Source organism: Streptomyces sp. NBC_01276, from assembly GCF_041435355.1.
In the GTDB taxonomy this organism is placed as follows: domain Bacteria; phylum Actinomycetota; class Actinomycetes; order Streptomycetales; family Streptomycetaceae; genus Streptomyces.
Map to the genome: position 1 here is coordinate 5589490 of NZ_CP108442.1, position 21782 is coordinate 5611271.

Sequence of the window (21782 nt, forward strand, 5' to 3'; positions counted from 1 at the left end):
TCCGGCCGGGAGTGTGGGGGGACCCGGTGACGGGAAACGCCGGTGCGGCCGGGCTCTGGAGGAACGAGCCCGGCCGCACCGGCGTTCTGCCGTTCCCGCGTCCTTCCGCGGCGGCGCGGAGACCGCGGCGGGCTTCAGCCGCGGTTGCGCAGGGGGAGGCGGAAGCGGGCCGAGAGCGCCGACGTACGGGCCGAGAACGCGGCCAGCCGGGCCGAGAGCGCCCAGGAGACGCGGGCCGCCGAGCGGGGGAGCAGGAGCGCCCGCAGCCGGCCCGGACGGGTCGCGGACGCCAGCAGCGCGGCGCGGGCCAGCAGGACGTCGGCGGCCGGCCCCGGATCGCAGACCTCGGCGCCGGGAGGGGCGTACAGCGCCCGCTCCACCGCACCCGCGACCCGGTGCACCGCCTGCGCGGCGTCCCCGTCCAGCCGGCCCAGGACCACCACGCGCGCCGCGGCCCGGCGCGGGGAGAGCGCCTCGTCGGGCGGGACGCCCACGTCCCAGGCGGCGTCACCGAGCTCCCGCCACGCGGCGAGCACGTCCCCGCCGGCCAGGCGCCGGCGGCGGACCCGGCGGCGCCACAGCAGCGGCAGCAGCGGCAGCCCCAGCAGGACCAGTACGGCCGCGCCCCAGCCGATGACCGCGCCCACCGGCAGGCCGCCGGAGCCCGCAGCGGCGGACTGCTTCGGCGCCGCGCCCCCGCACTCGCCGAGCTTCTTCAGCTCCGGCGGGCAGGCGTCGTTCTGCGAGGGGGCCGCCGAGGGCGCCGCCGCGGACTGCGAGGGCAGCGCGGACGGCGCGGACGGCTGCGGGAGCGGGGCGGCGGCGCGGCTGTAGTCCGGCACCGAGATCCCCGAACGGGGCGTCGGCTCGAACCGGGTCCACCCCACGCCCTCGAAGTACAGCTCGGGCCAGGCGTGCGCGTCCCGCATCGAGACGTTCACGCTGCCGTCGGACTGCTTCTCCCCCGGGGTGAAGCCGACCGCCACGCGCGCCGGGATGCCCAGCGTGCGCGACATCGCCGCCATCGAGAAGGCGAAGTGGACGCAGAAGCCCTCCTTGTCCTGGAGGAAGCGGGCGATGGCCTGCGAACCCGTCCCCGACGACACCTTCGTGTCGTAGCGGAAGCCGCCGTTCACCGCGAAGAAGTCCTGCAGGCGGACGGCCCGGGTGTAGTCGTCCTGCGCGCCCTGCGTCACCCGCCGGGCCGTCTCCGCCACCACCGGCGGCAGGTTGTCCGGCACCTTGGTGTACTCGGCCTGCACGAAGGGGTTCGGGCCGGGGGCGGACTGCAGCTGCGCCGCCGTCGGCCGCAGCAGCAGGCTCCGTACCGTGTACTGCGCGCCCTGCACGTTCTGGAAGCGGTCCTTGCCCAGCTGGTCGCCGACCAGGGTCCGGCCGACCGGTTCGTACCGCCACTTCCCGGCGATGTCCACCTGCGTCGCCGGGTACGGCATCGGCAGGTAGCGCTGGGCGTACGTCTCCGCCGCCGAGACGGTGGTGCGGATCTCGGCCGCGCCCTCGCGGACCCGCTCGCTCAGCCCCGCGGGGTTCGGCAGCCGCTCCGGCACGTCGGTCAGGGGGCGGCCGGAGGCCTCCCACTTGACCCCGTTGAACTCGTCCAGCGCCAGGATCCGCAGGTACTGCTCGCCCAGCTGCGGGCTGTCCGTGCGGTACTTGAGCACCACCCGGTTGTCCTGCGCGTTCAGGCTGGACTGGAGCGACACCAGGGGGTTCACCGCGGAGATCGTGCCCCCGCCGCCCGCCGCCGCGGAGTCCTCACCGGGGCGCCCGAGCACCCCGCCGCCGAGCGCGGGCAGCGCGGCCGGCACCGCCAGCGCCAGCCCCAGCGCGGCCACGCCGATCCGGCGGCCGGTGCGCACGGGCGCCAGGGCCCGCCCGCCGCCGGAGCCGCCGCCGTAGCCCGAGGCGGCGGACACCCGCGTGCTCGGGGCCGCGCCGAAGACCCGGCCCCACTGGGCGAGCCGGTCGCGCCCCTCGGACAGCAGGAGCATCAGGTAGCCCGCGCCGGCCAGCAGGAAGGCGAACCAGGAACCGCCCCGCTCCGCCGACAGCCCGGCCGCCACCGAGTACAGCGCCAGCAGCGGCAGTCCGGCCGCCGCGGCCGTGCGCAGCGTGACCGCCAGGACGTCGACCAGCAGGCCGATCAGCAGCACGCCGCAGATCAGCAGCAGCCGGATGCCGTCCGTCAGGGGGGCCGGTATCGCGAACTCGCCGACGTCCCGCACGCCCTGCTGGAACAGCCCGCCGAAGTCGGTGACCAGGAAGGCCATCGGCCCGCTCCCGGTGGATTCGGCCTTGCCCGCGAAGAGGAGGGCCAGCAGCAGCAGCGACACCAGCAGCTGCGCGCCCACCGTCAGCGGCCGGGCCAGCGGGATCCGCCGGCCCCCCGCCCCCACCGCCGCCTGCACGGCCAGCAGCGCGGCCGCCTGGAGCAGCCAGCCGGAGGTCTCCACCAGCGGGGCCAGCGACCAGGAGGTCAGCAGCGTCGCCAGCGCGGCGAAGAGCGTCACGCGTGCCCGCCCGCTCATACCAGGCCTCCGGGGGTCGTTCCCGTGCCGACGGGGGCGTTGCCCGCCTGCCGCCACAGCTCGGCGAAGGCCGCGCCGGGCGGGACGGCCAGTGCCGTCCAGCCGGCGTCGCGCAGCCTGCGCAGCCGCTCTTCCACCCGCGAGGGCGTTCCGGCCCAGGTCGCGGAGTCCAGTACGAACGCCACCGCTCCCGCGCTGCGCTGCCGCATCCGGGCCGCCATTTCCGTCTGTACGTCGTCCAGGTCGCCGAAGAACGCGACGAGCAGGCCGTCCCCGCCCGAGCCGAGCCCGGCACCCGCCCCGCGCACGGCTTCGCAGGCGCGGGCGAGTCCGGAACCCTCGGAGTGGCCGACGACCGCGAGGGTGTCCATCATCAGCCCGGCCGCCTCGGCGGACTCCTGCCCGCCCGAGGAGAAGCCGCCGGCGCCCTCGCCGGGCACCGAGTCACCGGTGTCGGTCAGCAGCCGCACCGAGAACCCCTGCTCCAGGACGTGCAGCACGGTGGAGGCGGCGGCGGAGACCGCCCATTCGAAGGCGGAGTCGGGGCCCGCGCCCTCGTAGGCGCCGCCCCGGGTGTCGAGCAGGACGGTGGCCTTGCTGCGCTGCGGGGTCTCCTCGCGGCGCACCATCAGCTCGCCGTAGCGGGCGGTGGAGCGCCAGTGGACCCGGCGCAGGTCGTCGCCGCGCCGGTAGGTACGGGGGATCACGTCGTCGTCGCCGGACAGCGCGAGCGAGCGGCGGGTGCCCTCGCCGTAGCCGTTGGCCTCGCCGGTCATCCGGACCGGGGGCAGGGGCTCGGTGCGGGGGACGACGGTGAGGGTGTCGTAGGCGCTGAAGGACCGGGTGAGCTCGACCAGCCCGAAGGGGTCGGTCAGCCGGAGCTGGAGCGGGCCCAGCGGGTAGCGGCCGCGCAGGTCGGAGCGGACCCGGTAGGAGACCTCGCGCTTGCCTCCGGCCTCGACCCGGTCCAGGACGAAGCGCGGCCGGGGTCCCAGTACGTAGGGCACCCGGTCCTGGAGCATCAGCAGCCCCGTGGGGACCCGGGAGACGTTCTCCAGCCGGAGCTGGACGCGGGCCTCGCCGCCGGCGGGCACCCGCGGCGGGGTCAGCCGCCGGTCGCCGGTGACCCGGTGGCGGGTGCGGTGCAGGGTCAGGACGCAGATCAGGGGCAGGGCGACGAGCAGCATGCCGACGCGGAGCAGCTGGCCCTGGCCGAGTACGTACGCGCACCCGGCGGCGGCGGCCCCGGCGGCCAGGAACGAGCGGCCCCGGGTGGTCAGACCGGCCAGCGAGGCGCGCAGCCCGCCCGGGTCCCTCACCTGCCCGCCGGCGCCGCGCGGGGCACCGGCGCCCATCAGAAGCCCCGGATGCCCGCGCCGGGCGGCATCTCGCCGCGGGCGTGCGCGGCGGGGACGGGGGTGCGCTGGAGGATGTCCTGGACGACCTGCTCGGCGGTGCGCCGGTTGAGCTGTGCCTGCGCGGTGGGCAGCAGCCGGTGCGCGAGGACGGGCGCGGCCAGCTGCTGGACGTCGTCGGGCAGTACGTAGTCCCGGCCGGCCAGGGCGGCGGCGGCCTTCACGGCGCGCAGCAGGTGCAGGGTGGCGCGGGGCGAGGCGCCCAGGCGCAGGTCCGGGTGGCTGCGGGTGGCGGAGACCAGGTCGACGACGTAGCGGCGGACGGGCGGGGCGACGTACACCTCGCGGACGGCCTCGATGAGCTTGACGACGTCGTGGGCGTGCGCGACGGCGGCGAGGTCGTCGAGGGGGGAGACCCCGCCGTGGACGTCGAGCATCTGGAGCTCGGCCTCGGGGCTGGGGTAGCCGACGGAGACGCGGGCCATGAACCGGTCGCGCTGGGCCTCGGGGAGGGGGTAGGTGCCCTCCATCTCGACCGGGTTCTGGGTGGCGACCACCATGAAGGGGCTGGGCAGGGCGTAGGTGGTGCCGTCGATGGTGACCTGGCGTTCCTCCATCGACTCCAGCAGCGCGGACTGGGTCTTGGGGGAGGCGCGGTTGATCTCGTCGCCGATGACGATCTGCGCGAAGATCGCGCCCGGCTTGAACTCGAACTCGCGGCGCTGCTGGTCGTAGATGCTGACGCCGGTGATGTCGGAGGGCAGCAGGTCCGGGGTGAACTGGATGCGCTGGACCGAGCAGTCGATGGACTTGGCGAGCGTCTTGGCCAGCATGGTCTTGCCCACGCCGGGAACGTCCTCGATCAGCAGGTGGCCCTCGGCGAGGAGCACGGTCAGGGCGAGCCGGACGACCTCGGGCTTCCCCTCGATCACGCCCTCGACCGACTGGCGGATCCGCTCGGCCGTGCTGGTCAGATCAGCGAGGCTCGCTCGGTCGTCGTACGTGGTCACCTGGTTCTCCTCGGCCCTTTCCCAGGGCCGACGCTCTTGGCGCATGAACCGGCCCACCCCGAAACACGGACGCCGTTCCGGAGGGATTCCGGGGGGCGTCCCCCCGCATTCTTGACGCCGTCACGGCCCGGTGTCACTCACGAGGCGGGATCGATCTCCCGCAGGAGCCCCGTGTGCACGTCGAAGACGAAGCCTCGCACATCGTCCTTGTGGGGCAGGAAGGGGTTGGTGCGCACGCGCTGCATGGACTGGCGGACGTCCTGGTCCACGTCGCGGAAGGCCTCGACGGCCCAGGCGGGGCGCTGGCCGACCTCGTCCTCCAGCTCGTGCCGGAAGTCCTCGGTCAGGCTTTCCAGGCCGCAGCCGGTGTGGTGGATGAGTATCACCGTGCGGGTGCCCAGGGCGCGCTGGCTGATGGTGAGCGAGCGGATGGTGTCGTCGGTGACGACACCGCCGGCGTTGCGGATGGTGTGGCAGTCGCCCAGCTCCAGGCCGAGGGCCTTGTGGAGGTCGAGACGGGCGTCCATGCAGGCCACGACGGCCACGTGGAGGACCGGGCGGGCGTCCATGCCGGGGTCGGCGAACTTCGCGGCGTACCGGCGGTTCGCTTCCACGAGGCGGTCGGTGACGGAATCGCCGCCGGACGTCTCGGAGGCGGGGCTGGCGGGCAGGGATGCGGAAGTCGTCATGGTTACGACGTTAGTGGTCACAGGGCGGTGTGGCATTGAGTGAGGGTGGACAAAGAAGGTCAACGAGCCTTGTTGTGAGCTAACCCACAGGGGTGAGGCGGGGGCTGCCATTCAGGTGATTCGCGGCCTTTGCGTGTTCCCCGCGGGTGGGGCGCACCGGGCGCGGGGCGGTTCGTTGACCGCGGCGACCGTTGCACTAAAGTGACGCGAACCGGCCGGAGCCCGGCCCTCACCCGGCCGCCCGGCCCCCTGGTAAAACTCCGCGTGCGCGGCGCGGCGTACGCCTGCCGCGCCGTTATCTGAGAGGGCGCTTTGACTAGCGAGTCCCGACATGTCCCGGTGATGCTCCAGCGGTGCCTGGACCTGTTGGCCCCGGCGCTGGAGAGGCCGGGGGCCGTAGTCGTCGACTGCACCCTCGGCCTCGGCGGCCACAGCGAGGCCCTGCTGACCCGGTTCCCCGAGGCCCACCTGATCGGCCTCGACCGCGACAAGGAGGCCCTGCGGCTCTCCGGCGAGCGCCTCGCGCCGTTCGGCGACCGGGCCACCCTCGTCCACGCGATCTACGCCGACCTCGCCGAGGTGCTCGACGGCCTGGGGATCCCGGCCGTCCAGGGCATCCTCTTCGACCTGGGCGTCTCCTCCATGCAGCTCGACGAGGCCGACCGCGGGTTCGCGTACGCGCAGGACGCGCCGCTGGACATGCGCATGGACCAGACGACCGGCATCAGCGCCGCCGAGGTCCTCAACACCTACGCCCCCGGCGAGCTGGTGCGCATCCTGCGCCAGTACGGCGAGGAGAAGCAGGCGAAGCGGATCGTGTCGGCGGTCGTGCGGGAGCGGGAGAAGGAGCCCTTCAGCAACAGCGCGCGGCTGGTGGAGCTGATCCGGGACGCGCTGCCGCAGGCCGCCAAGCGCACCGGCGGCAACCCCGCCAAGCGGACCTTCCAGGCCCTGCGCATCGAGGTCAACGGCGAGCTCTCCGGGCTGGAGCGCGCCATTCCGGCGGCGGTCGACCGGATCGCGGTCGGCGGGCGGATCGCGGTGCTCTCGTACCACTCGCTGGAGGACCGGCTGGTCAAGCAGGTCTTCGCGGCGGGCGCCACCTCCACGGCGCCGCCCGGACTGCCGGTCGTGCCGGAGAAGTACCAGCCGAAGCTGAAGCTCCTGACGCGCGGGGCGGAACTGCCCACCGAGGAGGAGATCGCCGAGAACCGGCGGGCGGCCCCGGCCCGGTTCCGCGGCGTCGAGCGCATCCGCGAGGCGCGGCTGTGACCCCGGCGGGCCGCTCCCCGGGCGGCAAGGCCGGCAGGGCGGCCCGCCTCGTCCGGGTGCGGCCCGCCGCCGCCACGGCGGGGCAGGCGGCCCGGATGCCGTTCGTCCTGCTGGTGGTGGCGCTCCTCGGCGGCGGGCTGATCAGCCTGTTGCTGCTGAACTCCGCGCTCAACCAGGGCTCCTTCCAGCTGACGAGGCTGAAGAAGGAGACCACCGCCCTGACGGACGAGCAGCAGGCGCTCCAGCGGGACGTCGACGGCTACTCCGCCCCGGACGCGCTCCAGCGCCGGGCGCACGAGCTGGGGCTGGTGCCGGGCGGCAGCCCCGTCTTCATCGGCTCCGACGGCAAGGTCGCCGGCACCCCCACCGCGGCGGAGGCACCGCCCGCGCCGTCGCCCCCGGCGGTTTCCCCGAGTGCGCAGCCGCCCGCGTCCGGCGCGCCGGCCCCGCCCTCGGGGGGCCCCGCGCCCGCCACGGGCCAGTCCGTACCCCCTCAAGCCCAGCCACAGCCGAGCCAGACCCCTGGAAGGTGACGTCGTGACGCGGACCCCTGCGGGGCATCTCCCCGCCCCGCCCTTCCACCGTTCCCCGGACCCCGACCGGAGCCGCGCCCCAGGCGCCGGCGGGGCCGGACTCCGGCTGAGCGGTGCGGGACGGCGCGGCCGGGGCGTCCGGAGGACGATCCCGGCCGCGCCGGCATGGTCGAGGGGGCCCCGGTGAGCCCCAAGGAGCCTCCGCGCCGCAGAGTGACCGGGCCACCGCGGCCGCGGCCCGGTGAGCGGGCGCGGGCCGCGGCCCGCCCGGCCTCCCGCCCCGCGACCCGCCGCCCCGCCGCGCAGCGCACCCCGCACACCATCCGCCTCGGCAGCCCGAAGCCCCGGCTGCGCCTGGTCGGCGTGGGGCTGACCCTGGTCATGCTGGCCTTCGTCGTCCGGCTCCTCCAGCTGCAGGCCGTCGACGCGTCCGCGTACTCCGCCAAGGCCACCGAGAACCGCTTCGCCAGCTACACCCTGGCCGCGGAGCGCGGGGAGATCACCGACCGCAAGGGCGTGGCCCTGGCCACCAGCGTCGACGCGTACGACATCACCGCCGACCCCAAGATGTTCACGCCGCAGGAGAGCAAGGCCCCCGACGCCCCCGAGCAGGCCGCGGCCCTCCTCGCGCCGATCCTCGGCAAGGACGCCAAGGAGCTCACCGCACGCCTGAAGACCAAGAACACCCGCTACGTGATCCTGGCCCGCCGCCAGACCCCCCAGGTCTGGAACCAGATCAAGGACCTCAAGAAGCTCTTCGCCGACAAGGCCGCCGCCGACAAGCGCGGCAACGGCCCCGGCGCCAACGTCATCGCGGGCGTCTTCAACGAGGTCAGCAGCAAGCGCGTGTACCCGAACGGCGACCTCGCCGCCGGGATACTGGGTTACGTCAACGCCGAGGGCAAGGGCGGCGGCGGCCTGGAGTCCTCCCTCGACAAGAAGCTGTCCGGCAAGGACGGCCGGCTCACGTACGCCCAGTCCGGCGGCCGCCGCGTCCCCACCGCGGGATCCAGCGAGAAGCCCGCCGTACCCGGCGACGACATCGAGCTGACCATCGACCGCGACATCCAGTGGGCCGCGCAGTCCGCGATCGCCGAGCAGGTCGAGAAGTCCGGCGCCGACCGCGGCTACGTCGTCGTCCAGGACACCCGCACCGGCGAGGTCCTGGCCATGGCCAACGCCCCCGGCTTCGACCCCAACGACCTGACCCGCGCCCGTTCCACCGCGATGGGCAACGCGGCCCTCCAGGACGTGTACGAACCGGGATCGACCGCCAAGGTGATCTCGATGGCCGCCGTCCTGGAGGAGAAGAAGGCCACCCCCGACACCCACGTCGAGGTCCCCAACCGGCTGCACCGCGGCGACCGGCTCTTCAAGGACGACGTCGACCACCCGACCTGGTACCTGACCCTCAACGGGGTCCTCGCCAAGTCCTCGAACATCGGCACCATCCTGGCCACCGGCCAGCTCGGCGCCACCCAGCCCGAGGCCAACAGGGTCCTCTACTCCTACCTGGAAAAATTCGGCATCGGACGCCCCACCGGCCTCAACTACCCCGGCGAGTCCCGCGGCATCCTCGCCAGGCCGGAGGCCTGGTCCACCTCGCAGCAGTACACGATCCCCTTCGGCCAGGGCCTGTCGCTCAACGCCATGCAGGCGGCCTCCGTCTACTCCACCATCGCCAACGGCGGGGTCCGGATCACCCCGACCCTGGTGCGCGGCACCAAGGGCCCCGACGGCCGGTTCACCCCGGCCCAGGCACCCGAACAGACGCGCGTGGTCAGCCAGGGGACCGCCAAGACCCTCGCGGAGATGCTCGAATCCGTGGTCGACGACCAGGAGGGCACCGGCACCAAGGCCCGCATCCCCGGCTACCGGGTCGGCGGCAAGACCGGCACCTCCAACCGGGTGGATCCGGCCACCGGCCGCTACAAGGGCTACACCGCCTCCTTCGCCGGCTTCGCCCCGGCCGACAACCCGCGGATCACCGTCTACTGCGCCATCCAGAACCCCACCAAGGGCAGTTACTTCGGCGGCCAGATCTGCGGACCGATCTACAAGACGGTGATGGAGTTCGCGCTCAAGACCCTCCAGGTCGCACCCACCGGAACCGCCCCCGCGGGACTCCCGGTGACCTTCGACGGCGGCCCGCCGCCCGCCACCCCGAACAACACCCAGCCCGGCCCTCAGCCCAGCCCGTAGACCGGCCCGCAGTCCGGGCGGTGAACCGGCCGCCCGGCCAGAAACGCGTGAGGCACCATCAGTGACAACCATCACCCCGAAACCCGGGAACCAATCGGCCGACGGCGCCCAGGGCGGCCCCTCGCTTCGCGAGCGGCCCGCCGCGCCCGGTACGCTCACCGCCGTGCCCCACGCTGATCAGCCCAGAACCGCCCAGAAAGACGCCCCGGCAGCGCCGCCGGGAGCGCCCCGGCCCGTGTCCGCCCGCCCGACCCCCCTGGGCGAGCTGGCCACCCTGCTGGGTCTGCCCGATTCAGGCGCCACACCGATCACCGGCATCACGCACGACTCCCGTGCCGTGCGCCCCGGCGATCTGTACGCCGCCCTGCCCGGCGCCCGGCTCCACGGCGCGGACTTCGCCACGCAGGCCGCCGCCCTCGGCGCGGCCGCCGTGCTGACCGATCCGGCGGGCGCCGACCGCGCCGCCGCGACCGGCCTGCCGGTGCTCACCGTCGCCGACCCGCGCGGCCGGATGGGCGAGCTCGCCGCCGAGATCTACGGCCGCCCCGGTGAAGGCCTGCTCCAGCTCGGCATCACGGGCACCTCGGGCAAGACCACCACCGCCTACCTCGTCGAGGGCGGACTGCGCGCCGCCGGACGCACGACCGGACTGGTCGGCACCGTCGAGATGCGCATCGGCGACGAGCGCATCAAGTCCGAGCGCACCACCCCCGAGGCCACCGACCTCCAGGCCCTGTTCGCCGTCATGCGCGAACGCGGCGTCGAGGCCGTGGCCATGGAGGTCTCCAGCCACGCCCTGGTGCTGGGCCGGGTCGACGGATGCGTCTTCGACGTCGCCGTCTTCAACAACCTGAGCCCGGAACACATGGAGTTCCACTCCGACATGGAGGACTACTTCCAGGCCAAGGCGCAGCTCTTCACCCAGCGCCGCGCCCGCCTCGGCGTGGTCAACGTCGACGACGAGTACGGCCGCCGCCTCGCGAAGGAGGCGCCGATCCCGGTCGTGACCTTCTCCGCCGCCGGCGACCCGGCCGCCGACTGGCGCGCCGAGGACGTGGTCAGCGGCCCCATGGACTCCACCCTGACCCTGGTCGGGCCCGAGGGCCAGCGCGTACGGGCCACCGCCCCGCTGGCCGGCCCGTTCAACGTCGCGAACACCGTCGCCGCGATCGTCACGCTCGCCGCCGCCGGGCTGGACCCGCAGACCGCCGCCGACGGCGTCGCCGCCGTCCCCGGCGTCCCGGGCCGCCTGGAGCGGGTCGACGCGGGACAGCCGTACCTGGCCGTCGTCGACTACGCCCACAAGACGGACGCCGTCGAGTCGGTGCTGCGCGCCCTGCGCGAGGTCACCACCGGCAGGCTGCACATCGTCCTCGGCTGCGGCGGCGACCGCGACACCACCAAGCGCGCCCCGATGGGCGCCGCCGCGGCCCGGTACGCCGACGTCGCCGTCCTGACCTCCGACAACCCGCGCTCCGAGGACCCGCTCGCGATCCTCGCCGCGATGTTCGAGGGCGCCGTGTCGGTGCCGCCGGCCGAGCGCGCCACCGTTCTCGTCGACGCCGACCGGGCCGCGGCCATCGCCGCCGCCGTCGCGCGCGCCGGGGCCGGGGACACGGTCCTCGTCGCCGGCAAGGGCCACGAGCAGGGCCAGGACACCGCGGGCGTCGTACGCCCCTTCGACGACCGCGCCGTGCTCCGCGCGGCCATCGAGACCCAGCAGCGCAGCGCCCGACAGGCCGAGGTGAACCAGTGATCGCCCTTTCCCTCGCCGAGATCGCCGACATCACCGGCGGGCGGCCCCACGACATACCGGATCCCTCGGTGCGGATCGGCGGCCCCGTCGTCATCGACTCCCGCCAGGTGGAGCCCGGTAGCCTCTTCGCCGCCTTCGAGGGCGAGCACGTGGACGGCCACGACTACGCCGAGCGCGCGGTCGCGGCCGGTGCCGCGGCCGTCCTCGCCGCCCGCCCCGTGGGCGTACCGGCGATCGTGGTCCCCGACGTGGAGAAGGCCCTCGGCGCCCTCGCCCGTACCGTCGTCGAACGCCTCGGCACCGACGTGGTGGCGCTGACCGGCTCGGCCGGCAAGACGTCCACCAAGGACCTCATCGCCCAGGTGCTCCAGCACCACGCGCCCACAGTGTGGACGCCCGGCTCCCTCAACAACGAGATCGGCCTGCCGCTCACGGCCCTGAAGGCCACCGCCGAAACCCGGCACCTCGTCCTGGAGATGGGCGCCCGAGGAATCGGCCACATCGCCTACCTGACCGGCCTGACCCCGCCGCGCATCGGCCTCGTCCTGAACGTCGGGACCGCCCACATCGGCGAGTTCGGCGGCCGCGAGGCCATCGCCCAGGCCAAGGGAGAGCTGGTCGAGGCCCTGCCGGCCGAAGCCGACGGCGGGGTCGCCGTCCTCAACGCGGACGACCTGCTGGTGCGGGCCATGTCCGCCCGCACCAAGGCCCGTACCGTCCTGTTCGGGGAGGCCGAGGACGCCGACGTACGGGCCACCGAGGTGCGGATGACACCCGCCGGACAACCCTCCTTCACACTCCACACCCCGACCGGGTGCAGCGATGTGACCTTGCGGCTGTACGGTGAGCACCACGTGTCGAACGCGCTCGCCGCGGCCGCCGTCGCCCATGTCCTGGGCATGTCCGTCGAAGAGATCGCCACAGCGCTCTCCTCGGCGGGCACGCTGTCACGGTGGCGGATGGAGGTCACCGAGCGCGCGGACGGCGTGACGATCGTCAACGACGCCTACAACGCGAATCCCGAGTCCATGCGGGCCGCCCTGCGCGCACTTGCCGCGATGGGCGACTCCGCCAGGGCGAAGGGGGGACGTACGTGGGCGGTGCTCGGCCCCATGGCCGAGCTCGGCGACGCCGCGCTGGCCGAGCACGACGCGGTGGGACGGCTCGCCGTCCGGCTCAACGTGAGCAAGCTCGTGGCAGTCGGGGGCAGGGAAGCGTCCTGGCTGCAACTGGGCGCATATAACGAGGGTTCGTGGGGTGAGGAGTCGGTGCTCGTGTCCGACGCGCAGGCGGCAGTGGACCTGTTGCGCAGTGAACTGCGCCCGGGGGACGTCGTGCTGGTGAAGGCTTCCAGGTCGATCGGCCTGGAGCGGGTCGCGCAGGCGCTGCTCGACAGCGAGGGCGAGGTCGCCGGCCGATGAGGCAGATCCTGTTCGCGGGTGTCATCGGTATGTTCCTCACCGTCATCGGCACCCCCCTCCTGATCAAGCTGCTGGCCCGCAAGGGCTACGGCCAGTTCATCCGCGACGACGGCCCCCGCGGCCACGCCGGGAAGAAGGGCACGCCCACCATGGGCGGTATCTCCTTCATCCTGGCGACGCTCATCGCGTACGCCGCGACGAAGGCGATCACGGGCGAATCCCCGAGCATGTCGGGCCTGCTCGTGCTCTTCCTGATGGCGGGCATGGGCGTGGTCGGCTACCTCGACGACTACATCAAGATCGTCAAGCGCCGCTCGCTCGGTCTGCGGGCCAAGGCCAAGATGGCCGGCCAGCTGATCGTCGGCATCGCCTTCGCGGTCCTCGCGCTGCAGTTCTCGGACTCGCGCGGACTCACCCCGGCCTCCACGAAGCTGTCGTTCGTCACGGACTTCGGCTGGGCGATCGGCCCCGTGCTGTTCGTGGTCTGGGCGCTGTTCATGATCCTGGCCATGTCCAACGGCGTGAACCTGACCGACGGTCTGGACGGCCTCGCCACCGGCGCCGCCGTGATGGTCTTCGGCGCCTACACCTTCATCGGCGTCTGGCAGTTCCAGGAGTCCTGCGTCAACGCGCAGACCCTGACCAACCCGAACGCCTGTTTCGAGGTGCGCGACCCGCTGGACCTCGCGGTCGTCGCCTCCGCCCTGATGGGAGCCTGCTTCGGCTTCCTGTGGTGGAACACCTCGCCCGCCAAGATCTTCATGGGTGACACCGGCTCGCTCGCCCTCGGCGGCGCGCTCGCGGGCCTCGCCATCTGCTCCCGCACGGAGCTCCTGATGGCACTGCTCGGCGGCCTCTTCGTGCTCATCACGATGTCGGTCGTCATCCAGGTCGGCTCCTTCAAGCTGACCGGAAAGCGCGTCTTCCGGATGGCGCCGCTCCAGCACCACTTCGAACTCAAGGGCTGGTCCGAAGTCCTCGTCGTGGTCCGCTTCTGGATCATCCAGGGCATGTGCGTGATCGTCGGTCTCGGTCTCTTCTACGCGGGATGGGCAGCAGACAAGTGACCTCCTGGCAGGACAGGAACATCACCGTCGCCGGCCTCGGCGTGAGCGGCATCAGTGCCGCCCGCGCCCTGGCCGGCCTCGGCGCCGTCGTGACGGTCGTCGACAACGGGGACGGGGACGCCCACCGGGCGCGGGCCGCCGAGCTCGCGGAGCTGGGCATCGAGGTACGCCTCGGCCACCTGGCGGACGGCGCCCGCGCCGGAGACGTCCTGCCCGAAGGCACCGACCTGGTCGTGACCTCGCCCGGCTGGAAGCCCGACAGCCCGCTGTTCGAGGCCGCCGCCAAGGCCGGCGTGGACGTCGTGGGCGACGTCGAGATCGCCTGGCTGCTGCGCGGCGAGAACGCCGCCCCCTGGCTCGCGATCACCGGCACCAACGGCAAGACCACCACCACCCAGATGCTCGCGTCGATCCTGCGCGCGGCCGGTCTGAAGACCGCGGCCGTCGGCAACATCGGCACCCCGATCATCGACGTGGTGACCGGCGACGAGACCTATGACGTCCTCGCCGTCGAGCTCTCCAGCTACCAGCTGCACTGGGCGCCCTCGGTACGCGCCCACTCGGCGGCCGTCCTCAACCTGGCCCCGGACCACCTGGACTGGCACGGCTCGATGGACGCCTACGCCGCCGACAAGGGCCGCATCTACGAGGGCAACACGGTCGCCTGCGTCTACAACGTCGCCGACCCCGCCACCGAGGCCCTGGTCGTCGAGGCGGACGTCGAGGAGGGCTGCCGGGCCATCGGCTTCACCCTCGGCGCCCCCGGCCCCTCCATGCTCGGCGTGGTCGACGGGATCCTCGTGGACCGCGCCTTCGTCGAGAACCGGCAGAAGAACGCCCAGGAGCTCGCCGAGGTCAAGGACGTCAACCCGCCGGCCCCGCACAACATCGCCAACGCCCTCGCGGCGGCGGCCCTCGCCCGCGCCTTCGGCGTGGAGCCCCGCGCGGTCCGCGACGGCCTGCGCGACTTCCGCCCCGACGCCCACCGCGTCTCGTACGTGGACGAGGTCGGCGGGGTCACCTACATCGACGACTCCAAGGCCACCAACACGCACGCCGCGGAGGCCTCCCTCGCGGCCTTCGAACCGGTCGTCTGGATCGCCGGCGGCCTCGCCAAGGGCGCGACCTTCGACGAGCTCGTCCGGAAGTCCGCCGACCGGCTGCGCGCGGTGGTACTGATCGGCGCCGACCGGGCGCTGATCGCCGAGGCGCTGGCGCGACACGCCCCCGAGGTCCCGGTCGTCGACCTCGAACGGACCGACACTGGGGCGATGCTCGCAGCGGTCCGGGAGGCGGCCCGGCTCGCGGAGCCCGGCGACACGGTCCTGCTGGCGCCCGCGTGTGCCTCGATGGACATGTTCGCGAACTACAACAAGCGTGGGGACGCGTTCGCCGACGCCGTGCGCGAACTGGCCGCCGAGAGCGCCTAGGTCGATCCGGGGCAGCATGCCTGCCCGACCCGGCTGCTCGCCTCGTACGAGTGGAGGGGAAGATCACAGATGCCGGCCAAGCAGATGCTGCCGGGGCGGCGGCCCGCCGCCGTGAAGGCGCAGGGCCGCAAACGCCCCGCGGTCACCGCCCGGCGGCCCGCCCACGGGCCGCTGCAGCGGCTGCGGCGCGCACAGCGGCAGTTGAGCAAGGCGTGGGACCGGCCGCTGACCGCCTATTACCTGATTTTCGGCAGCTCGCTGCTCCTCACCGGGCTCGGCCTGGTGATGGTCTACTCGGCCTCCATGATCAAGGCCCTCCAGCTGGGCCTGGGGGACGCGTACTTCTTCAAGAAGCAGTTCCTGGCCGCCCTGATCGGTTCCGTCCTGCTCTTCGCCGCCTCCCGGATGCCGGTCAAGCTGCACCGGGCCCTGTCCTATCCGGTGCTCGCCGGCACCCTGTTCCTGATGGTCCTGGTCCAGGTCCCCGGGATAGGGGTCTCGATCAACGGCAACCAGAATTGGATCTCCCTTGGCGGTCCGTTCATGCTCCAGCCCAGTGAGTTCGGCAAACTCGCCCTGATCCTGTGGGGCGCCGACCTGCTGGCCCGCAAGGGGGACAAGGAGCTGCTGAGCCAGTGGAAGCACCTGCTGGTGCCGCTGGTCCCGGTGGCCTTCCTGCTGCTCGGGCTGATCATGCTGGGCGGGGACATGGGCACCGCGATGATCCTGGGCGCCGTCCTGTTCGGGCTGCTCTGGCTCGCCGGGGCGCCGACCCGGATGTTCGCGGGGGTCCTGCTCTTCGCGGGTGTGATCGTCGCACTGCTCATCAAGACCAGCCCGCACCGCATGGACCGGCTCGCCTGCCTCGGCGCGACAGATCCGGGCAAGAACGACCTTTGCTGGCAGGCCGTACACGGGATCTACGCCCTGGCATCCGGTGGATGGTTCGGTTCCGGCCTGGGGGCGAGTGTGGAAAAATGGGGGCAACTGCCCGAAGCCCACACCGACTTCATCTTTGCCATCACCGGTGAGGAACTGGGGCTGGCGGGGACGCTGTCGGTGCTCGCCCTGTTCGCGGCCCTAGGCTATGCGGGTATCCGCGTGGCCGGACGCACGGAGGACCCCTTCGTACGGTATGCCGCGGGAGGCGTCACCACGTGGATCACGGCCCAGGCCGTGATCAACATCGGTGCGGTGCTCGGCCTGCTGCCGATCGCCGGTGTGCCCCTCCCGCTGTTCTCCTACGGAGGGTCGGCCCTGCTGCCGACCATGTTCGCGGTCGGACTGCTCATCGCCTTCGCGCGGGAGGAGCCGGCGGCGCGAGCGGCGCTCGCGATGCGCCGGCCGAGGTTCGGCCGGCAGCGGAGCGGGCCGATATGGAAGTCGATGAGACGGCGCGTCAAGAGGCGTCCGTCCGGAGAGCGGTGAATTTCGGTGCATGTCGTACTCGCCGGTGGGGGGACCGCCGGCCACATCGAGCCGGCGCTCGCCCTCGCGGACGCCCTGCGCAGGCAGGACCCGACCGTGGGCATCACCGCCCTCGGTACCGAACGCGGCCTTGAAACGCGGCTGGTCCCGGAGCGCGGCTACGAGCTGGGGCTGATCCCCGCCGTACCGCTGCCCCGCAAGCCCACGCCCGAGCTGATCACCGTCCCCGGGCGGCTGCGCGGCACCATCAAGGCCGCCGAGGAGATCCTGACCCGGACCAAGGCGGACTGCGTCGTCGGCTTCGGCGGTTACGTGGCCCTGCCCGGCTACCTGGCCGCCAAGCGGCTCGGGGTGCCGATCATCGTCCACGAGGCCAACGCCCGGCCCGGACTGGCCAACAAGATCGGCTCCCGCTACGCGCACGCCGTCGCGGTGTCCACCCCGGACAGCAAGCTGCGCGGCGCCCGCTACGTGGGCATCCCGCTGCGCCGGTCCATCTCCACCCTCGACCGGGCCGCCGTCCGCCCCGAGGCGCGCGCCGCCTTCGGGCTGGACCCCAACCTGCCGACGCTGCTGGTCTCCGGCGGCTCGCAGGGCGCCCGCCGCCTCAACGAGGTGATCCAGCAGGTCGCTCCGACCCTCCAGCGCTCCGGGATCCAGATCCTGCACGCGGTCGGCCCGAAGAACGAACTGCCGCGTGTCGACAACATGCCCGGGATGCCGCCGTACGTCCCGGTACCGTACGTGGACCGGATGGACCTCGCGTACGCCGCCGCCGACATGATGCTGTGCCGCGCGGGCGCGATGACCGTCGCCGAACTCTCCGCCGTCGGACTGCCGGCCGCCTACGTACCGCTGCCCATCGGCAACGGCGAACAGCGGCTCAACGCCCAGCCGGTGGTCAAGGCCGGCGGCGGCCTGCTCGTGGACGACGCGGAACTGACGCCCGACTGGGTGCTCGGCCAGATCCTCCCGGTGCTGTCCGATCCGCACCGCCTGTACGAGATGTCCCGCGCCGCCGCCGAGTTCGGCCGCCGGGACGCCGACGACCTGCTCGTCGGCCTGGTCTACGAGGCGGTCGCGGCCAACAGGGCCCGCTGAGGCGGGAAGCCAGATCCAGGAGGCACAGGAGTGGCCGGAGCGACGACGGCACAGCGCGGCACGTCCGACCGGTCGGGCCGGGGCGGGAAAAAGCGCCCGGGCCCGTCCGGGCCGCCCAAGCCGCCCAAGTCGTCGAAGAGGCCGGGTCCCCGGGGACCCGGTGGCGCGCGAGCGCGCCGCGTCCCCGTCCTGGCCTCCCTCGCCGCCGCCGTGGTCCTCGCCGCGGGCGGCACCTGGGCGCTCTACGGCTCCTCCTGGCTCCGCGTCGAGAAGGTCACGGCCTCCGGCACCGAGGTGCTCACCCCCGAACAGGTCCTCACGGCCGCGGCCGTACCCGTCGGCGCACCCCTCGTCGGCGTCGACACGGACGAGATCGCGAGCCGTCTGCGCCGGCGGCTGCCCCGCATCGATTCGGTCGACGTGGTGCGGGCCTGGCCGCACGGAATCGGGCTGAAAGTGACGGAACGCAAACCCGTCCTGCTCATCAAGAAGGAAGCGGAGTTCGTCGAAGTGGACGCGTCCGGTGTGCGATTCGACACGGTCGGACGCGCGCCCGCGGGTGTTCCGGTCCTGGAACTGACCGCGGAGCACTCGCCGAGCGCCCGCCGCTTCGACGAGCAGCGCCTCCTGCGGGAGGCGGTGGGCATCGCCGGAACCCTCCCCGCCGCGATCGCGAAAGAGACGTTGCAGGTCAAGGTGCGGTCGTACGATTCGGTGCTGCTCCAGCTGACCAAGGGGCGCACGGTCGTGTGGGGGAGCGGCGAACTGGGTGAGGCGAAGGGCCGTGCGCTGACCGCCCTGCTGAAAGCCGCGCCCAAGGCCGACCACTTCGACGTGAGCGTCCCCACCGCGCCTGCGGTGTCCGGGAGTTGACGTCCGGTCGAACAGCGAAGCACCCTGGTTGGCCACCGATACGGGTGATCACATAGGGTGAAAAGAAAAACGGGAGGTTCGGCGTGTTCGTTGAACCCGCGCTACTTGTCGACTTAGTGTCCTGTTCGGAAGAGTCCAGGGAACAGACACACTCCTAACCCTAAACTTCAGGGTTAGGGTTCGGGTCGGCGCGTACGAACCGTCCCAATTTCGGCATCAGTCGTCGCACCGCAGACCCGCGAAGCGGCGACACGTAATCGAGGCGAGAGGCCTTCGACGTGGCAGCACCGCAGAACTACCTCGCAGTCATCAAGGTCATCGGTGTCGGCGGCGGTGGTGTCAATGCCATCAACCGAATGATCGAGGTCGGTCTCAAGGGTGTCGAGTTCATCGCCATCAACACGGACGCCCAGGCGCTGTTGATGAGCGACGCCGATGTCAAGCTCGACGTCGGTCGTGAACTCACCCGAGGCCTCGGCGCCGGAGCCAACCCGGCCGTCGGCCGCAAGGCGGCAGAGGACCACCGTGAGGAGATCGAGGAGGTCCTCAAGGGGGCCGACATGGTCTTCGTCACCGCCGGTGAGGGCGGCGGCACCGGCACCGGCGGCGCACCCGTCGTGGCCAACATCGCGCGCTCGCTGGGCGCCCTGACGATCGGTGTGGTCACCCGGCCGTTCACCTTCGAGGGCCGGCGCCGCGCGAACCAGGCGGAGGACGGCATCGCCGAGCTCCGCGAAGAGGTCGACACCCTCATCGTCATCCCCAACGACCGCCTGCTGTCCATCTCGGACCGCCAGGTCAGCGTCCTGGACGCCTTCAAGTCGGCCGACCAGGTCCTGCTCTCCGGCGTGCAGGGCATCACCGACCTCATCACCACCCCGGGTCTGATCAACCTGGACTTCGCGGACGTCAAGTCCGTGATGTCCGAGGCCGGCTCCGCGCTGATGGGCATCGGCTCGGCCCGCGGCGACGACCGCGCCGTGGCCGCCGCCGAGATGGCGATCTCCTCGCCGCTGCTGGAGGCCTCCATCGACGGGGCGCGGGGCGTCCTGCTCTCCATCTCCGGTGGCTCGGACCTCGGTCTCTTCGAGATCAACGAGGCCGCGCAGCTGGTGAGCGAGGCCGCGCACCCCGAGGCGAACATCATCTTCGGTGCCGTCATCGACGACGCGCTCGGCGACGAGGTACGGGTCACCGTGATCGCGGCCGGGTTCGACGGCGGACAGCCCCCGGCCCGCCGGGACAACGTCATCGGCGCCGCGTCCACCAAGCGCGAGGAGCCGGCCCCCGCGCCGGTGCGCGCCCCGGAGCCGGTCCGCCCGGCCTTCGGCGGACTCGGCACGGTCACCCCGCGCGAGGAGCCCCCGGCCCCGGTGGAGATCCCCGTCGAGCCGGCGCCCGCGCCGCAGGTGCCGACGGCCCGGCCGTACCAGGACAGCCCGGCCGAAGAGCTGGATGTTCCGGACTTCTTGAAGTGACACTGGGGCAGCATCACGAGAGCGGCGCCCACTTCGCCTTCACCGACCGGTGGGGCGGGGTGAGCGCCGTTCCGTACGAGGAGCTCAATCTCGGCGGCGCGGTCGGAGACGACCCGGCCGCCGTTCGCGCGAACCGGGCCGCCGCGGCGCGGGAGCTGGGCGTCGACCCGGACCTCGTCGTCTGGATGAACCAGGTGCACGGGCGGGACGTCGCGGTGGTGGACGGCCCCTGGGCCGCCGGCGACGCGGTTCCGGCGGTGGACGCGGTGGTGACCGCCCGTCGGGGGCTCGCCCTCGCCGTGCTCACCGCCGACTGCACCCCCGTGCTGCTGGCCGACCCCGTCGCCGGGGTCGTCGGCGCCGCCCACGCCGGGCGGCCCGGCCTGGTCGCCGGGGTGGTGCCGGCCGCGGTCGAGGCGATGACGGCCCTGGGCGCGGACCCCGCGCGCATGGTCGCCCGTACCGGACCGGCCGTCTGCGGGCGGTGCTACGAAGTGCCCGCCGAGATGCGGGAGGCGGTCGCCGCCGTGGTTCCGGCCGCGTGGGCCGAGACCAGCTGGGGGACGCCGGCGGTGGACGTGGTCGCCGGGGTGCACGCGCAGCTGGCGGAGGCGGGGGTGGCGTACCGCCACCGTTCCGCGGTCTGCACACTGGAGTCGCGGGACCACTTCTCGTACCGCCGCGACCGGGTGACCGGGCGGCTCGCCGGATATGTGTGGTTGGAACGGATTGATGACAGACCGTAAGTCGGAACTCGCGGAGAACCTCGCGCGGGTGGAGGAGCGCATCGCGTCCGCCTGCGCGGCCGCGGGCCGGGGGCGGGACGAGGTGACCCTCATCGTGGTCACCAAGACGTATCCGGCGAGCGACGTACGACTGCTGGCGGAGCTGGGCGTCCGTCATGTTGCGGAAAACCGCGACCAGGACGCCGCGCCCAAGGCGGGGGCCTGCGCGGATCTGCCGTTGAACTGGCACTTCGTGGGTCAGTTGCAGACGAACAAAGTCCGTTCCGTGGCGGGATACGCGCATGTCGTGCAGTCGGTCGACCGGCCGAAGCTCGTCACGGCGCTGTCGGCGGCCGCGGAGGCGCAGGGGCGCGAACTCGGCTGCCTGGTGCAGATCGCGCTCGACGCGGAGTCGGGGGAGCGCGGCGCACGCGGAGGCGCGGCGCCGGACCTGCTCGCGCGGTTGGCGGACCTCGTGGCCGCCGCGCCGGGACTGCGCATCGACGGCCTGATGACCGTCGCCCCGCTGGCCGGCCCCTACGCGGGGCGCGAACGGGCGGCCTTCGAGCGGCTGGTGGAATTGTCATCCGGCCTGCGCGCGGACCATCCGGCTGCCACGATGGTGTCGGCCGGAATGAGCGCCGACCTGGAACAGGCCGTGCTGGCGGGTGCGACACATGTACGCGTCGGCACTGCGGTACTCGGCGCGAGACCCCGGCTCGGGTAACGTCGCGAAGAAAGTCGGACCACAGCAGAAAATATGGTCATTTCCGCAGATGAGCGGACAGACCAAGTGGATCGCGGGCAGTTGGTGACTTTGGTGACACAGCTACTTTGCTGACGGACACAGCGACACCTGCGACAGGGCGATCCACCACAGAGCGGAGGACTCG

The 21782-nt window shown here is 72.9% G+C and carries 17 protein-coding genes; 13 read left to right on the forward strand and 4 right to left on the reverse strand.

Annotation, left to right across the window (positions count from 1 at the left end):
• Positions 1-134 precede the first annotated feature (134 nt).
• The 4 genes from OG295_RS25095 to OG295_RS25110 form a co-directional block, all read right to left on the reverse strand.
• Positions 135-2549 (reverse strand): transglutaminaseTgpA domain-containing protein, encoded by a 2415-nt coding sequence (locus tag OG295_RS25095; RefSeq protein ID WP_371678918.1) that lies wholly within the window; start codon positions 2547-2549, stop codon positions 135-137.
• A complete protein-coding gene (locus tag OG295_RS25100) occupies positions 2546-3904 on the reverse strand; it encodes a DUF58 domain-containing protein (protein ID WP_371678919.1) in 1359 nt (452 codons plus the stop codon). The genes OG295_RS25095 and OG295_RS25100 overlap by 4 nt, the downstream gene beginning before the upstream one ends.
• The gene (locus OG295_RS25105) at positions 3904-4914 is read right to left on the reverse strand and encodes an AAA family ATPase (protein ID WP_371678920.1); all 1011 of its coding nucleotides are present in this window, start codon (positions 4912-4914) and stop codon (positions 3904-3906) included. Before OG295_RS25105 ends, OG295_RS25100 begins: the two co-directional genes overlap by 1 nt.
• A gap of 137 nt (positions 4915-5051) precedes the next feature.
• A complete protein-coding gene (locus tag OG295_RS25110; protein WP_371678921.1) occupies positions 5052-5639 on the reverse strand; it encodes a beta-class carbonic anhydrase in 588 nt (195 codons plus the stop codon).
• 306 nt (positions 5640-5945) lie between these two features.
• On the opposite strand from OG295_RS25110, the gene rsmH reads away from it, so the two are divergent.
• The 13 genes from rsmH to OG295_RS25175 all read left to right on the forward strand — a co-directional run bounded on the left by rsmH (position 5946) and on the right by OG295_RS25175 (position 21616).
• On the forward strand, positions 5946-6875 hold the full coding sequence (gene rsmH / locus OG295_RS25115) for a 16S rRNA (cytosine(1402)-N(4))-methyltransferase RsmH (RefSeq protein ID WP_267089516.1): 930 nt from the start codon (positions 5946-5948) through the stop codon (positions 6873-6875).
• On the forward strand, positions 6872-7408 hold the full coding sequence (locus tag OG295_RS25120; protein ID WP_371678922.1) for a hypothetical protein: 537 nt from the start codon (positions 6872-6874) through the stop codon (positions 7406-7408). The genes rsmH and OG295_RS25120 overlap by 4 nt, the downstream gene beginning before the upstream one ends.
• Before the next feature lie 165 nt (positions 7409-7573).
• Positions 7574-9610 carry a peptidoglycan D,D-transpeptidase FtsI family protein gene (locus OG295_RS25125; protein ID WP_371678923.1) on the forward strand — a complete coding sequence of 679 codons (2037 nt, stop codon included), beginning with the start codon at positions 7574-7576 and terminating at the stop codon, positions 9608-9610.
• 61 nt (positions 9611-9671) lie between these two features.
• A complete protein-coding gene (locus OG295_RS25130; RefSeq protein ID WP_371678924.1) occupies positions 9672-11366 on the forward strand; it encodes a UDP-N-acetylmuramoyl-L-alanyl-D-glutamate--2,6-diaminopimelate ligase in 1695 nt (564 codons plus the stop codon).
• The gene (murF, locus tag OG295_RS25135; RefSeq protein ID WP_371678925.1) at positions 11363-12787 is read left to right on the forward strand and encodes a UDP-N-acetylmuramoyl-tripeptide--D-alanyl-D-alanine ligase; all 1425 of its coding nucleotides are present in this window, start codon (positions 11363-11365) and stop codon (positions 12785-12787) included. Before OG295_RS25130 ends, murF begins: the two co-directional genes overlap by 4 nt.
• Complete coding sequence (gene mraY / locus OG295_RS25140) at positions 12784-13854, forward strand: phospho-N-acetylmuramoyl-pentapeptide-transferase (protein WP_371678926.1); 1071 nt, start codon at positions 12784-12786, stop codon at positions 13852-13854. The genes murF and mraY overlap by 4 nt, the downstream gene beginning before the upstream one ends.
• Positions 13836-15284 (forward strand): UDP-N-acetylmuramoyl-L-alanine--D-glutamate ligase, encoded by a 1449-nt coding sequence (gene murD / locus OG295_RS25145; RefSeq protein ID WP_371678927.1) that lies wholly within the window; start codon positions 13836-13838, stop codon positions 15282-15284. Before mraY ends, murD begins: the two co-directional genes overlap by 19 nt.
• A 69-nt stretch (positions 15285-15353) precedes the next feature.
• Positions 15354-16712 carry a putative lipid II flippase FtsW gene (ftsW, locus tag OG295_RS25150; RefSeq protein ID WP_371678928.1) on the forward strand — a complete coding sequence of 453 codons (1359 nt, stop codon included), beginning with the start codon at positions 15354-15356 and terminating at the stop codon, positions 16710-16712.
• Between the two features lie 6 nt (positions 16713-16718).
• Complete coding sequence (gene murG / locus OG295_RS25155; RefSeq protein ID WP_266838574.1) at positions 16719-17813, forward strand: undecaprenyldiphospho-muramoylpentapeptide beta-N-acetylglucosaminyltransferase; 1095 nt, start codon at positions 16719-16721, stop codon at positions 17811-17813.
• 30 nt (positions 17814-17843) lie between these two features.
• Positions 17844-18686: a cell division protein FtsQ/DivIB gene (locus OG295_RS25160; protein WP_371678929.1), complete on the forward strand. Its 843-nt coding sequence runs from the start codon at positions 17844-17846 to the stop codon at positions 18684-18686.
• Between the two features lie 278 nt (positions 18687-18964).
• Complete coding sequence (gene ftsZ / locus OG295_RS25165; RefSeq protein WP_030228033.1) at positions 18965-20164, forward strand: cell division protein FtsZ; 1200 nt, start codon at positions 18965-18967, stop codon at positions 20162-20164.
• Entirely contained in the window at positions 20161-20910 is a 750-nt protein-coding gene (gene pgeF / locus OG295_RS25170) for a peptidoglycan editing factor PgeF (protein WP_371678930.1), read from the forward strand. Before ftsZ ends, pgeF begins: the two co-directional genes overlap by 4 nt.
• The gene (locus tag OG295_RS25175) at positions 20897-21616 is read left to right on the forward strand and encodes a YggS family pyridoxal phosphate-dependent enzyme (protein ID WP_371678931.1); all 720 of its coding nucleotides are present in this window, start codon (positions 20897-20899) and stop codon (positions 21614-21616) included. The genes pgeF and OG295_RS25175 overlap by 14 nt, the downstream gene beginning before the upstream one ends.
• Positions 21617-21782 lie beyond the last annotated feature (166 nt).

What these genes read in the sequence shown, in the direction of transcription:
- OG295_RS25095 (WP_371678918.1), bottom strand. Translation starts at nt 2,549, where the DNA reads ATGAGCGGGCGGGCACGCGTGACGCTCTTCGCCGCGCTGGCGACGCTG.
- OG295_RS25100 (WP_371678919.1), bottom strand. Translation starts at nt 3,904, where the DNA reads ATGGGCGCCGGTGCCCCGCGCGGCGCCGGCGGGCAGGTGAGGGACCCG.
- OG295_RS25110 (WP_371678921.1), bottom strand. Translation starts at nt 5,639, where the DNA reads ATGCCACACCGCCCTGTGACCACTAACGTCGTAACCATGACGACTTCC.
- rsmH (WP_267089516.1), top strand. Translation starts at nt 5,946, where the DNA reads ATGCTCCAGCGGTGCCTGGACCTGTTGGCCCCGGCGCTGGAGAGGCCG.
- OG295_RS25125 (WP_371678923.1), top strand. Translation starts at nt 7,574, where the DNA reads ATGGTCGAGGGGGCCCCGGTGAGCCCCAAGGAGCCTCCGCGCCGCAGA.
- mraY (WP_371678926.1), top strand. Translation starts at nt 12,784, where the DNA reads ATGAGGCAGATCCTGTTCGCGGGTGTCATCGGTATGTTCCTCACCGTC.
- murD (WP_371678927.1), top strand. Translation starts at nt 13,836, where the DNA reads ATGGGCAGCAGACAAGTGACCTCCTGGCAGGACAGGAACATCACCGTC.
- ftsW (WP_371678928.1), top strand. Translation starts at nt 15,354, where the DNA reads ATGCCGGCCAAGCAGATGCTGCCGGGGCGGCGGCCCGCCGCCGTGAAG.
- OG295_RS25175 (WP_371678931.1), top strand. Translation starts at nt 20,897, where the DNA reads ATGACAGACCGTAAGTCGGAACTCGCGGAGAACCTCGCGCGGGTGGAG.